The organism is Bradyrhizobium archetypum, assembly GCF_013114835.1.
Lineage (GTDB): Bacteria > Pseudomonadota > Alphaproteobacteria > Rhizobiales > Xanthobacteraceae > Bradyrhizobium > Bradyrhizobium archetypum.
Map to the genome: position 1 here is coordinate 191,578 of NZ_JAAVLW010000005.1, position 12,766 is coordinate 204,343.

The following is a 12,766-nucleotide window of genomic DNA, read 5'->3' on the forward strand; positions in this document are numbered from 1 at the left end:
GAGCGACAAATGCGCCACAGCTTTTTCACCGCCTTCGTTTCGTAGGGACAGTGATCACAATGCTGCAGGCGCTTCCCCATTCACGCCCCATTCGCGCATGCCAATGACGCGGGGCGCGAATCAAGCAAAAAGACGGATGGGCGATGACAGAGAAGGAAGAAAGACTCGCGCGCGACCGTGCCGAAATCGCCGCACGTGTCGCGAGCTTCAGGCAGACCCAGCAGAAGTTCGAACGCGAGCGCGAAGAATATTACGAGACGACCCTGGCCAACGCATTGAACGGAACCAATCGGCCCTCAATCTGGCGTTGAACCGGAGCTGGCGGTCTTGTCTGGCGTTCGCGTTATCTCCAACGCAATATCGCGCGGAACCCGAAAGCGGCGCGCAACAGCGGGAACGAAGCCGGACCCTCGACGTTTTCCTTTCAAGTGCAGCAGCCTTGCGAGAGGTGAAGCACGAAAGACCCCGTCTACATCTTCGGATGCGGGCGGGGTTTTCGTTCGGGCGTATGGCCCGCGATCGCACACGATCCCGAGCCATGCGATCGCGCGGGCCCGACCATCACAGTATGCGGGAACTAATACGGCCGTTACGGTGTTCATCGTCGGGGAAGGTGTGCGATGCCCGTATGGATGGAAATTCTGATCAACGTGATCGGCTACGCTGGCTTCATCGCCGTCGCGACCTATCACAGATCGTCAAGCGAAAACCTGCCAGACCGTTGAATGCCGCGCGTCAGTTCTCGTACGGTTGACCTGCCGCGCGGAGAAGCGTGTCGGCCCTGACCAGGGCTCGGCCGCTCTAGCTGACGCTTGGGCGGGCATCCCGGCTCGGCTCTCCGCGCAGTATCATTCCCGTACACTTTGCGCCATCCGCCAATGGCCGGCGCATCATCAGGCACTACACGCGCCGTTGGAGATCAAAGACTCCTTTTGTTCTCCCGGAACGAACAGGGGGCGTATTTTTCGGCGCGGCCGCCCTCTTAAGATACCGTTACCTGGCAGAGACGTCGCTCGAACCTTTTTGGCGCAGCCCGTACTCATCTAAAAAGGTGCTGCGATGACTCAAGCCGACCACTATCGAGAGCAGTCCGATCGGGCCCGGCGCCTCGCCCAAGCCGTCAAGGATCCCGAAGCTTCGAAGAAGCTGATCGAGATGGCCGAGGAATTCCGCCTCTACGCCGAGCGGCTGGAACAAATGCACTAAAGCCTTTGCGGTTTGCAGAACCGAGATTCCAGATATTGGCTTGATGCGTCTTCCTGCTGCGAACCGGTATCCACCCACAGATCAAGTCCGAGGGCATGCTCCGCTCGAGACGCTGTGGGCTCCTGCTCGGCGCGAAGCGATGGAAGCCTTAAGCCTTTATTTACCGCTTTGCGCTTTAGCGCCCCGCCGTTAACCCAACCTCTTTACAAGACGTAAACGCGAGCCTGACAGGGTGCAGCCAGGAGGGTTGCACCATGGTCATTTACCCCATACCGGTTGAAGTGACACAGGCCAGAATTCAGCTCGTCGTCGATCAGAACGCCAAGGCGCCGCAGCATACTATCAATCAGGATCTTCAGGCGGTCTACCATGCCAAGGCAGCCGCCATAGAGGCAGCCCTTGCCAATCTGCAGACCGAAGAAGCGTCCGCATTGGACGTCAAGGTCTGACCTGACGGCACACCAATCTTTGCGCGACTGCCAGGCCGCGTCCGGGCTCTCAGGCTCGCGATGCGAGTTGTTGCGCGCGGACGAGGCCGCCGATGCCGGCGAGCATGGCCAACCCCGCCAACCCAGATCCTTCGTTAGTGCATCAGGCGCGGCACCACGACGGATACCGCCAGCAACACGCCGAGGCTGCCCATAACGGACAATTTCATCCAAGCCGTTCTGGCGTCGGTGATCGGGAGCGCGAAGAAGAACATCATCCCGAGAATGAGCGGGCCATAGAGCAGATACATGGTCGATCCCTCCATCGGTGCCACCATGGAGGGAAGAGCCATTTTCGTATGTGTGAGGGATCACGCTGCTGAGCGCACTTTCAATCGGCGCTCGTCGAATGCCGCCGCAGGCCCGTCGCCGACAAACCACGTCGGCGGCGTCTTGTGATGCGGCGTCAATGTGGTTGCAATTTTACGCTTCTGGTTGTCTTGATGGCAACTTGGGCGTGCCAAACCATTCTTCAACGTCCGAGAGAGAATGTATGTTTGGAAAGTTTCTACGCAACGAGAGCGGCGCAACCGCGATCGAATACAGCCTCATTGCCGGGTTCATTGCCCTTGCCATCATCGCCGCGGTCGGAATGACCGGACAACAGCTCGTTGCGCTGTTCGAAAGCCTCATCCCCGCGCTGACACGATAGTTCGCGATCAAAGCGCGTCGAAAAGCAAATTTAAAAGCCGATCGGACATCTGCTTTCGGATTTCTCGATCGACGGTCGTCGATGCGCTCGCCTGGATTTCACGCTGGCGGCGCGCACCCCCTGCCCTGCGCTGCCATTTACTGCTACTTATCGGCCTCGGAAGCCCGAAACGAAACTCCAGTTTCCGCAAGAACTCAAGAGGACAACAAAAATGCGCTATCTCCACACCATGCTGCGCGTCCGCAATCTCGACACCGCGATGAAGTTTTACCGGGATGCGCTGGGGCTGAAGGAAGTACGCCGGGTCGACAACGACAAGGGCCGGTTCACGCTGGTATTCCTGTGCGCGCCGGAGGACGAAGGCCTGTTCAAGGCGGCTCCGCAGAACCGCGGCGCGCCGCTGGTCGAGCTCACCTACAATTGGGACGAGGAGAAATACGGCGAGGACCGCTATTTCGGCCACCTCGCCTACGAGGTCGACGATATCTACGCGACCTGCGATCGCCTGATGAAAGCCGGCATCACCATCAACCGACCGCCGCGCGACGGCAACATGGCCTTCGTCCGCTCGCCGGACCTGCATTCGATCGAGCTGTTGCAGAAGGGCGAACCGAAGCCGCCGGCGGAGCCGTGGGCCTCGATGCCGAATACCGGCCACTGGTAGGCTGTACAATTTCTTCGTGCACATCCGTCGTCCGAACGATCGGCTGCTGGGGCAAATCTCGGGCAAACATGCAGCGAGAAGCCGGTGAATATTGTCATCGTGTGCCAACGGGTCGCGCGTTGCTATCGAGCAGGATGGCTACGCGCCGCTTCGGGTCGGATTGTCGCTCTCGAAAATTCCAAAACCATAAAACGTTCCGGTGCGAAGGCCGGTTTTTGCTCAGGAACTGGCCACGTCACGACGCGTTTCCTCATCAACGCATTTCGAGGAGGAAATGATGGGACGAGGAATTCTGCTGTGGCTGCTGGGCGTGCCTATTCCGGTGATCATTCTCTTGTGGCTGTTCTTGGGCCACTGACGTAGCTGACAAAGGCCATTCGTCATGCAAGATGCCGGGCTCTGTCGCACCGCGGCGGAGCCTGATTTTTGTTGAGCCCGAACTCGCGTAAGGCCGCGCTTTTTCACCGATCTTCGGCTATTAACAGCCAACCGGAAAATCAGCGGGAGCAACGCGCGTGGCCGACAACAACAAACAACAACTCACCATCTGGGGCCGGGCCAATTCGGTCAATGTTCAAAAGGTGCTGTGGTGCCTCGCCGAACTCAACCTCGCCTATGAGCGCATCGACGCCGGCATGCAGTTCGGCAAGAACAACGAGGCCGCCTATCTGGCGATGAATCCGAACGGCCGTGTCCCGACGCTGGTCGAAGGCGACTACGTGCTCTGGGAATCCAATTCCGTGATGCGCTATCTGTGCATGGCCCACGGTGAGGGTTCGCCAATCTACCCCTCGCAACCGAAGGCGCGCGCCGGCGTCGACCGCTGGCTCGACTGGACGCTGTCGACGCTGCAGCCGGTCGACCGGCCGGTGTTCTGGGCGCTCGTGCGCACGCCAATCGAAAAACGCGACATGGTCGCGATTCAGAAGGACGTCGACGCCGAGGCCGTGGTGTGGCGGATCGTCGAGGGTCAACTGGCGACGCGACGCTTCATCGAAGGCGACCAGTTCACCATCGCCGATATTGCGCTCGGCGCCTTCGCGCGACGCTGGTTTGGCGTCGAAGGCGTAACCAAACCGAAACTGCCGAACCTCGAACGCTGGTTTTCGCAATTTGCGGCCCGCCCGGGTTTCGTGCGGTTCGTGGCGCCACCGATGTCGTAAGTCAGCGCGAGCCGCTCGACACCCCGACGCCCACGCTCACCGCGCCGCCGATCTTCATGCAGGTGCTGGTGCCTTCGATCCTGACGAAGCCCGCGCCGTACTCCGCGCAGGCGTTGGCCGAGCTCGGGCGCTTCAGCGGAAGCGATTTAGCCGAAGTCTCGGCCTTGTAGCGCTTCTGAGCAGAGGGCTGCTCGGCGAGCGCGGCAGCCGAAGGCAGCATGACGGCGATCATGATCAGGAGGGATTTTCGCATCCCGCCTTTTATCGTCCTTGGCCGATCCGTGCCAGATCAGCGAACGAACTTGACGCCCACTGATTTGCCGCGGCGCCAGACCACTTCGCAGCGCCGCCCAGTCCTGGCGTCGCGCGAAAACGCCAGCCGCAACTTCGCCGGCAGCGTATTGGGATCGTCGATCGTGACTTTTGCCCCCGTTTCGGACAAGTTCTGCACCACGCATTGGCGGGCGGCAAAACCGCCTTCGAGCGTGATCCACCCGGGCTGGCTCAATGATTTGCGCGTCTCGCGCTTCTTGCTCGACAATAAAGTCATGTTGAAAATTTCCCCGGGCGCAGCCCTACACCATGCGGATTTAGAATCCGTTGCATGGACGGCGGCACGTCTTGCCGGCGAGGTGCCGGCCGGGGCGCAAATGACTCGCAAAAACCGCAGTGCGAGCGGCTTGCCCACCCGGCCAAACGCCACTATACGTTCGCCCGTCGTCGCCGCCACGAACCATGGACGGCTGACGTCCAACACGGCCATCAAGCGCACAACGCATTGATTTTTCGGCTGTTTTGCTCCCTTCGTCTATCGGTTAGGACGCCACCCTTTCACGGTGGAGAGAGCGGTTCGATTCCGCTAGGGAGCGCCATGGCGCAAAACGCGAAAAATTTACCGAGCAAATCTGGTAACTTACAAGTCAGACCGATTTGGTGTTGCACAGTTTGTTGCACACCTCTGCAGGGATAGCTGTTCACGGGCCGTTCCCGCTGCTGGAGCCCGCGAAATAACCGACGCGACCCAGAAATTGCGTTCGGCGCGATGCGCGAGAGCGGCACACGCGGCATCCTGGTGTGCTGCAACGCCTGCGGCCACGTCGCCACGCAGCGCGTCGACGCATGGCGCCATCGACTGCTCCGCCGCCCTAACCTTATCATCGCGGCATCACGGTAGATCGATCCCACAACTCAATAGGCGCTATTTACGCCGATTGACGAGATCTTTCGCAGCCTGCACACTAAGTCACGATCGTACCCCAAGATTGGATGCACTTGCGATACGCATCAACCTTAATAGATCAATCCCGGCTACATACTCTCCTTTTTTCCAACATTTGCTCGAAAGCCACATATCCTGCTTTGCCATCGCTAGTGCAGCGGCCGATCCAGCACATCAACTCCAAAACTGTCTACGTTCCCGCGGTCGAACTCCAGACAACGTAAGAGCCGCTGGTGGCGCTATTTTCTGGAGCCTTCCATGCATAACCGGTTCATCACGCTAGATGCGCTTCGCGGCGTTGCCGCCATCGACGTGATGCTGTTTCGTTCGAACCTTCGGGAACGCTGTTCCTGATCGTTGACGTAATTTTCTGTGCTATAATATTCTTTGCTGCCGGCAATGATCCTGGAATGCCAAAACGGTTGCTCGCTGTTCTCAGTGGCTCGGGGAAATTTCCTACCCGCTATATGCGGTACATCGACCCCTGTTCTACTTTTGCTCGGTGGTGATCGTCAGGCTGACCTCCGGCATGTTTGCTTACAATGTGGCTGCGTTTGTTGCGTCTGCCTTCATTGTTATAGCTGCCGATGCTGTGCTTCGCTTCTATGATCAGCCGGTACGAGGCGCCTTGCATCGGCTGACGAAAAACAGAATGTCGTTATCGTCGCGACCGCAAATTATCTGAGTCCATGGGTGGGGATGAATTCGCGTATCCCGAGGCCTACTACCGCCTCCCTAGGGAGCGCCACCACGTTGCAACCACTTTCAAAGCCCAAGGCGACCATTTTCAGGGCTCAAGACAACCATTTTCCCGGTTCAGGTTCCCATCGTTAACCCATCCTGCAAACGGATGACGTGCGTAAGTAAGAGCGAGGACAGGGAATGGACGTAGCTGCTATTACAATCACAGCTTGCATCGGGATTTACGTCGCACTCCGCTTTACGTTGCAGTACTACTTCCCGCCGGATAACTGATTGACCGAGAGGGCGACGAGCGTTGCCGGACGCTTTCCGATCGCCTGAATATGAGTTGCTTTCGTCATGGCCGGGCCTGCCCCGGCCATCCACGTCTTTGAGGTCGCTCAAAGAATGTGAAGGTGCAGCGATCGCCGCGGTCATGATGAACCCAATTGAACGGCGCCGCTCTATTGGCTGCTTTTCCGGTCGGATGACTCCGCAAGCGGACATCACGGCTGGCGCATCGACGCGCTCGCCATCGTCGCATTGCCTTTCCGTTATGGCACTATCACCAGCGTGATATAACGCGTCTTGGTGACGTGACAGGAACTTTGTTCTACTGCAAGAACGGGTTTCAGGAACTTTGTTCTACCCCGGAGAACTACGGACAGCAGGTGCGCGAAATCCATGGCTGACAATGTCTCGCGCGTCGATGGCACGCGTGTTCTTGCTGATCTTCACGCACTGCGTGCAATCGGCACGTATAAGTCCGGGGTCCACAAGCCGACTTTCTCGGAGCCACATCTGCGCTCGCTCGAATGGCTGGTGCAGCGGCTTCCCGAGGCCGGACTTGCGGGTGACATCGACGGCATCGGCAATGTCCTCGGCGCCAGCACGAAACCCGGGCCGAAGTTGTTGGCGGGTTCGCATCTGGAAAGCCAGAACCACGCCGGCTGGCTCGATGGACCACTTGGCGTGGTCTATGCGCTCGAAGCCGCCCGCGTCATCAATCCCGATCCGAAGATCGATGGCGCCGTCGAGGTGGCGGCGTGGTGCGACGAGGAAGGACATTTCGGCCACTTCCTGGGCAGCCGTTCCTATGTCGGCGCAGTCGCCGAAGCGGATATCGATTCCGCGCGCGATCGCAACGACGGTCGGACCATGCGGGAGGCGCTCGCCAGCGCGGGCCTTGCTGACCGCCCGCGCGTGCAAGCCGAACGCGGGCGGCACATTGGTTATCTCGAAGCCCATATCGAACAAGGCGAGACGCTGGAAAGCAGCGGCCTCAAAATCGGCATCGTCACGTCCATCGTCGGGATCTGGCAATACCGCATCACCTTCACGGGTGAGCAAAACCACGCCGGCACCACGCGGATGGCCATTCGCAGGGACGCAGGCCTCGCGCTCGCCAGGTTCTGCGTCGCCATCGACGACCGCTTCCCCGCTTCCTGTGGACCGCGCACGGTGTGGACCACGGGCCGCATCACCCTCGAGCCGGGCGCGCCGAGCATCATCCCGGGTGCTGCGGAAATGCTATTCCAGATTCGCGACGACGACCCGGCCGTGATCGCGAGGCTGGAGGATCTCCTCCGCGCCATGGCCGCTGAGGTCGACAAACAGGGCCGCTGCAGTGTCGCGGTGGAGCGCATCCGCACCGGCGCGCCGGCCCGGATGGATGCCTCGTTCCAGCAGGCCATCGAAGCTGCCAGCGCAGCCTTTGCCGGCGGCAAATCACTGCGCATGCCAAGCGGCGCCGGCCACGACGCCCAGATACTCGCCACTATCATGCCGGCGGGCATGCTGTTCGTGCCCTCGATTGGCGGCATCTCTCACCACTGGACCGAGAACACCGCTGACGCCGACATCGTCACCGGCGCCGAAGTTTTTGTTGACGCGTGCCGGCGGCTGCTGGTGCGATGAGCCGGGACAGCGCGGAACCGCAGGCGACGTTGCCGGCCGTGCCGGCTTCGCGCGGGGCAGGACCGCTGGCAAGCTCGGCAGACGGATCGGCCATCTGAAGCGGGTGGCGAGCGCGTAGAGGTAGGCGGCTGCGGCCGTTGACCGGCGCTGCCGCGGCGCTCAGGCGAGAAACCGGAACTTCAAACCTGCTTGGTGACAAGGAGTCGCGTTCGACTTCCTTGCAAACGGCTGAGTTTGCGGCCATTTACGCTCGCATAAGGTAAAGTTCACCAGATGTTGTTGCTTCAGGCCCTTCCTACATCGATCGGCGTTGCCGCGATCGCGCCGGCGTTGCTGGTGCTATGGCTCGTCATTGCTGCCGACGAGCGCCCCGGCCCGCCCGGGCGGGTATGGCTGGCTTTCATCCTCGGTGCCGCCAGCATTTCGCTGTTGGGCATTGCGCGCGCCCCGTTTGCGGCGATCCTCGCGGTGCCTGGAAATCCTTGGATGACGCAAGCCCTGCGTTCGATCTTCGGGGTCGCCGCCCCCGAAGAGATCGTGAAGGTCCTCGTGATCATTGCTGTGTCGGTGCCGGTGCGGCGGCGCACATTCTCGGACCCGATGGACACGGTGGTCTACGGCGCGGCCGCTGGCCTCGGCTTCGCGGCTTACGAAAATCTTGCCTATCTCGTGCAGCATTCCGACATGTGGCGATCGCTGGCCGCCTTGCGCAGCGTGCTGACGGTACCCTTCCATGGTGCGCTCGGCATCATCGCGGGCGCCTATATCGCGATCGCGCGCGCCGGCACCGCGCTGGGTGCGCATCGGCATCATCGCGATTGGGCGCGGATATCGAGCTGGGCGCTGGCGCTGTTTGCGCCCGTCGCGCTGCATGCCGCATTCGATTTTCCGCTACTGACATTACAGAAACATCCTGATCTCGGCCCCACCGTGCGAACGTTGCTGGGGGCGACGAGCCTGCTGATCGGCTTCAGCTCGATCGGATTTGCCATACGGTTGGTGCGGCGAGTCGGCCGCCACCATGCGCCACGGACCGAGTTGGCGCGCGAGCGGCTCAGCCAGTTACGGCGAATGTGGGCCCTGCTCCTCGTGGGCAGCGGGGCCGGCTTCGCGGGCGCAGCTTTCGTGCTGACCTCGCTCCATCACTGGTTAGTCAATCCCGATCGCAACGCCTCGCTGCTTCTGATTCCGCTTGGCATGACCTCCATTCTGGTGGGATTGGCGTTGTTGCTGGCAACGTCGGCGGTTTATGTGTTCGGCCGCAACCGCATCAGGACCTCCTCGGAGGGATTTTCGTCGGCGCCCGAGCCGGGCTGAATGTCATGCTGCCTTCGTTGATCTCGCTCAAAAAAGGCCGCAGAACAAGTTTTACCCGCAGGCGGCGCACGGGCTATATTGGACCTCTGATCGGCGCGGCAGGCATCGGGAGTTTCCCATGACCCCTCCCCAGGATATTCCCCCGGATATCGGCAAACTGCAGGCCGAAATGAACGCCGCGGTGAAGGCGCACTGGAAGGCTTTCCTGTTCGAAGGCATCGTGCTCGCCCTGCTCGGCCTGGCAGCGATGATCGTGCCGCCGCTGGCAAGCTTCGCCGTCACCATCTTCCTCGGCTGGATGTTCCTGATCAGCGGCATTGCCGGGCTGTTCGTTACCTACTGGGCGCGGCAGATGCCGGGCTTCTGGTGGTCGCTGTTTTCGGCGGCACTCGCCATTCTCGCCGGCGGGATTTTGCTGGCGCGGCCGGTCCAGGGCATCCTCACGCTCACGATCGTGATCGGCGCTTATTTTCTCGCCGAAGGCGTCGTCACCATCATGTACGCGCTGGAGCACCGCCGCGAATTGTCGGAACGCTGGTCCTGGCTGCTGCTGTCGGGCGTGTTGGATCTGTTGATTGCGTTCATCATCGTCGCCGGGCTGCCGGGCTCGGCGGAATGGGCGATCGGCCTCCTGGTCGGGATCAACCTCGTGCTCGGCGGCGCGTCGCTGGTCGGCATGGCGCTGGCCGCGCGCAAACCCTGATGCTGCCGATTATCAGATGACAAGCCTGGACAGGTGCGCTATAGAGCCGGCCATGACCATGATCACCGCCAGCAACTTTTGGTATTTTAGCTACGACAGCTCGCTGGCGGTGGGAGGATCGCGCTCAATCTGACGAATTGAAGCATAAAGTCCGAACAGCCGCCAAACCTGGCGGCTTTTTTGTGGCCGGCAGGTTTCCTAAACAGGAGCCAAAGCCGTGTTGAGCACCACCGACGATCTTCGAATTAGCGAACTGAAAGAACTGAGTACGCCGCAAGAGGTGATGCGCGAGATCCCGCGTACCTTGACCGCGACGCGCGTCGTCATGGCGGCGCGCAATGCCATCCATGGCATCCTGAACGGCACCGATGACCGCCTGCTGGTCGTCGTCGGCCCCTGTTCGGTCCACGATCCCGCGGCGGCCGTTGATTACGCCGAGCGGCTTGCCGCCCTGCGGGAAAAGCTCGCCGACCGCCTCGAGATCGTGATGCGTGTCTATTTCGAGAAGCCGCGCACCACAGTCGGATGGAAGGGTCTGATCAACGACCCCAATCTCGACGGCTCTTTCGACATCAACAAGGGGCTGCGGCTCGCCCGCAACGTGCTTTCCGCCGTCAACAATCTCGGCCTGCCTGCCGGGACCGAATTCCTCGACATGACGACGCCGCAATACATTGCCGACCTGATGGCATGGGCGGCGATCGGCGCGCGCACGACCGAGAGCCAGATCCATCGCGAGCTCGCTTCCGGTCTCTCCTGCCCGGTCGGCTTCAAGAACGGCACCGACGGCAATATCCGCATCGCGGCGGATGCCGTGAAGTCGGCCTCGCATCCGCATCATTTCATGGCGGTAACGAAGGGCGGACGTTCGGCGATTGCGGCCACCACCGGCAACGAGGACTGCCACATCATCCTGCGCGGCGGCAACAAGCCGAACTACGACCGGGACAGCGTCGAGGCCGCGTGCGCCGAACTTGCCCGCGCCGGCGTCACGCCGCGGATCATGATCGATACCAGCCACGCCAACAGCAGCAAGAAGCCGGAGAACCAGCCGCTGGTCGTCGCCGACATCGCGCAGCAGATCGCGGGCGGCGAGAAGCGTATTACCGGCGTCATGATCGAGAGCAACCTCGTCGCCGGCCGCCAGGACGTCGTGCCGGGCAAGGCGCTGACCTATGGGCAGAGCATCACCGACGGCTGCATCGACTGGGAGACGACGGTAGCCGCGCTGAACCAGTTGGCGGACGCGATCGCAACGCGCAGGACCGCGCATTCGCACAAATTCCAACAGGAGCGATCGGCCTAGACGCTCGGTCGATAGTGGCGAGGCAGGGTCGGCGCCCCTGCCTCATCTCCTATTGAAGGTGGAGGACGATCGGAGCCGGCGCATCCGCGCGAAGCAGCCAAAGCTGCGCGTCGGGTAAAAAATCGACCAGCTTGTGGCGTACATCACACGTACGACATCGCAGTCTGGAATATTGCTTGGAAGGGGACCTCTATTTCGAGTTTCGAGCGAGGGGGGTTCGATGAAGCAATTGCCGGGCAACCAGCAATTTCCCGACAAACTGAGCACGAACGACCTGCGCGCCTATCGTCGGTGGATCGGCGGCTTATACTTATCTTATTTGGCCGCGACCATCATCGCGGTCGGCCTCATGCTTGCAAATGGACCCCCGCGCGATCTCAGCGCGTCGAACGAAATTCAGGTGGCGCGCCTGAAAGGCGGCCCCGCCGTTCCGGCGGCGGCGAAGCATGTCACCAGGCCGTAACGGCCTTAGGCCAGCAACTCAAAAAACTCTTTTTGGAATAGTGTAATGATTAAACAAGTCATTCGATTGATCCTGATTGTAGCGCTGATTATTCCAAACCTTGTCGCGTCAAGTCTCGCATTTGCTGACGCTGCACAAACTTCCATTCAGTTTTGTTGGGCGATGGGAAAATTCGACCATACGATCTACTACGCCGAAATTGAAAATCGCGATGACCGGAAGGCAAGCTTCGACACGCTGCTTGAGATTTCGGGCATCGATCATCACGCGGTGAAATGCAGCACTGCGGATTCTACGACTCATCGCTCGGTGCGTGCGCGATTGATCGAAGATTGGCTGGAGTCTGAGTTCGAGATCGTGAACACCACGTTCCTGTCAGATCTCGGTTACTAATTCTATTGCGTCATGGCCGCTCAACCGTTCATCCTGAGGCGCCCGTGAGAAGCGGGCGTCTCGAAGAATGTAGGCCACAGCCCGCCAGTACGTGCCTTAACAGCCGCGGCAGATGCTCTTGATCTTGCGGTCGAGCGCTGCGTTTTCCTTGCTTAGCGGATCGTTCGGGTCGTTCTGGATCTTGCCGGTATTGGGCAGGTCGCTTGGACGCGGCTGGCGGTGGCCAACCGGCGCCTCCGGAATCCCTCCGGCACTCGGACTATTCTTTGGCATCGTCGACGTCCCACCCTGCGCGAACGCAGCAGGCATGCCGATCAGGACCATCAGCGCGACTGACAAAACTGTTCTTTGCATCCTGATTCTCCCGCCTTTTGATTCATTTATCGTGTCCGTTCCGGCACGTCGATCGTAGCGCAATTGCGGCGTCCCTGGGCGGCGCAGTCCTGCGCCTTTCGAACATCGGCCATGGTGCCGAGCAACCAGATTCCGGCGGCCACCAGCACTACGAAGAAGCCAAGCATCACCGCATTTTCGATTCTGCGATTTCGCTCATCTTCCGGCGGCTCCTGTTTACCCTCGCCATCTTCCGTCATC

The 12,766-nt window shown here is 60.5% G+C and carries 17 protein-coding genes and 1 tRNA gene; 13 read left to right on the forward strand and 5 right to left on the reverse strand.

Features of this window, described 5'->3' with window-relative positions; translation table 11 throughout:
• The first annotated feature begins 143 nt into the window (after positions 1-143).
• The 3 genes from HCN50_RS17220 (at position 144) to HCN50_RS17230 (ending at position 1,655) form a co-directional block, all read left to right on the forward strand.
• Entirely contained in the window at positions 144-311 is a 168-nt protein-coding gene (locus HCN50_RS17220; protein ID WP_171710864.1) for a hypothetical protein, read from the forward strand.
• A 748-nt stretch (positions 312-1,059) separates the two neighbouring features.
• Entirely contained in the window at positions 1,060-1,206 is a 147-nt protein-coding gene (locus tag HCN50_RS17225) for a hypothetical protein (protein ID WP_171710865.1), read from the forward strand.
• 254 nt (positions 1,207-1,460) lie between these two features.
• Positions 1,461-1,655: a hypothetical protein gene (locus tag HCN50_RS17230; protein WP_171710866.1), complete on the forward strand. Its 195-nt coding sequence runs from the start codon at positions 1,461-1,463 to the stop codon at positions 1,653-1,655.
• A 134-nt stretch (positions 1,656-1,789) separates the two neighbouring features.
• Here HCN50_RS17230 and HCN50_RS17235 read toward each other — a convergent pair whose 3' ends face one another.
• Positions 1,790-1,987, reverse strand: a complete 198-nt coding sequence (locus HCN50_RS17235; RefSeq protein WP_171710867.1) for a hypothetical protein — start codon at positions 1,985-1,987, stop codon at positions 1,790-1,792.
• Between the two features lie 200 nt (positions 1,988-2,187).
• On the opposite strand from HCN50_RS17235, the gene HCN50_RS17240 reads away from it, so the two are divergent.
• From HCN50_RS17240 to HCN50_RS17250, 3 genes are all read left to right on the forward strand, one after another.
• Positions 2,188-2,346, forward strand: a complete 159-nt coding sequence (locus HCN50_RS17240; protein WP_171710868.1) for a Flp family type IVb pilin — start codon at positions 2,188-2,190, stop codon at positions 2,344-2,346.
• A 211-nt stretch (positions 2,347-2,557) separates the two neighbouring features.
• Entirely contained in the window at positions 2,558-3,010 is a 453-nt protein-coding gene (locus tag HCN50_RS17245; protein WP_171579707.1) for a VOC family protein, read from the forward strand.
• A 515-nt stretch (positions 3,011-3,525) separates the two neighbouring features.
• Complete coding sequence (locus tag HCN50_RS17250) at positions 3,526-4,173, forward strand: glutathione S-transferase family protein (RefSeq protein WP_171710869.1); 648 nt, start codon at positions 3,526-3,528, stop codon at positions 4,171-4,173.
• A 1-nt stretch (position 4,174) separates the two neighbouring features.
• On the opposite strand, the gene HCN50_RS17255 is transcribed toward HCN50_RS17250, so the two are convergent.
• Positions 4,175-4,426 (reverse strand): porin, encoded by a 252-nt coding sequence (locus tag HCN50_RS17255; RefSeq protein WP_171710870.1) that lies wholly within the window; start codon positions 4,424-4,426, stop codon positions 4,175-4,177.
• Positions 4,427-4,462: 36 nt separating this feature from the next.
• On the reverse strand, positions 4,463-4,723 hold the full coding sequence (locus HCN50_RS17260) for a PilZ domain-containing protein (RefSeq protein WP_171711419.1): 261 nt from the start codon (positions 4,721-4,723) through the stop codon (positions 4,463-4,465).
• Between the two features lie 247 nt (positions 4,724-4,970).
• On the opposite strand from HCN50_RS17260, the gene HCN50_RS17270 reads away from it, so the two are divergent.
• The 7 genes from HCN50_RS17270 to HCN50_RS17300 all read left to right on the forward strand — a co-directional run bounded on the left by HCN50_RS17270 (position 4,971) and on the right by HCN50_RS17300 (position 12,172).
• Positions 4,971-5,045, forward strand: a tRNA-Glu gene (locus HCN50_RS17270).
• Between the two features lie 1,712 nt (positions 5,046-6,757).
• Entirely contained in the window at positions 6,758-7,990 is a 1,233-nt protein-coding gene (locus HCN50_RS17275) for a Zn-dependent hydrolase (protein WP_171710871.1), read from the forward strand.
• A 273-nt stretch (positions 7,991-8,263) separates the two neighbouring features.
• A complete protein-coding gene (locus HCN50_RS17280; RefSeq protein ID WP_171710872.1) occupies positions 8,264-9,307 on the forward strand; it encodes a PrsW family glutamic-type intramembrane protease in 1,044 nt (347 codons plus the stop codon).
• Between the two features lie 118 nt (positions 9,308-9,425).
• Positions 9,426-10,010: an HdeD family acid-resistance protein gene (locus HCN50_RS17285; protein ID WP_171710873.1), complete on the forward strand. Its 585-nt coding sequence runs from the start codon at positions 9,426-9,428 to the stop codon at positions 10,008-10,010.
• Positions 10,011-10,227: 217 nt separating this feature from the next.
• Complete coding sequence (locus HCN50_RS17290) at positions 10,228-11,316, forward strand: 3-deoxy-7-phosphoheptulonate synthase (RefSeq protein WP_171710874.1); 1,089 nt, start codon at positions 10,228-10,230, stop codon at positions 11,314-11,316.
• A gap of 220 nt (positions 11,317-11,536) precedes the next feature.
• A complete protein-coding gene (locus HCN50_RS17295; protein WP_171710875.1) occupies positions 11,537-11,779 on the forward strand; it encodes a hypothetical protein in 243 nt (80 codons plus the stop codon).
• 45 nt (positions 11,780-11,824) lie between these two features.
• The gene (locus tag HCN50_RS17300) at positions 11,825-12,172 is read left to right on the forward strand and encodes a hypothetical protein (RefSeq protein WP_171710876.1); all 348 of its coding nucleotides are present in this window, start codon (positions 11,825-11,827) and stop codon (positions 12,170-12,172) included.
• 96 nt (positions 12,173-12,268) lie between these two features.
• On the opposite strand, the gene HCN50_RS17305 is transcribed toward HCN50_RS17300, so the two are convergent.
• Together HCN50_RS17305 and HCN50_RS17310 are read right to left on the reverse strand one after the other, a co-directional pair.
• Positions 12,269-12,526, reverse strand: coding sequence for a hypothetical protein (locus tag HCN50_RS17305; protein ID WP_171710877.1), 258 nt, complete (start codon positions 12,524-12,526; stop codon positions 12,269-12,271).
• Between the two features lie 26 nt (positions 12,527-12,552).
• Positions 12,553-12,765, reverse strand: a complete 213-nt coding sequence (locus tag HCN50_RS17310; protein WP_171710878.1) for a hypothetical protein — start codon at positions 12,763-12,765, stop codon at positions 12,553-12,555.
• Position 12,766 lies beyond the last annotated feature (1 nt).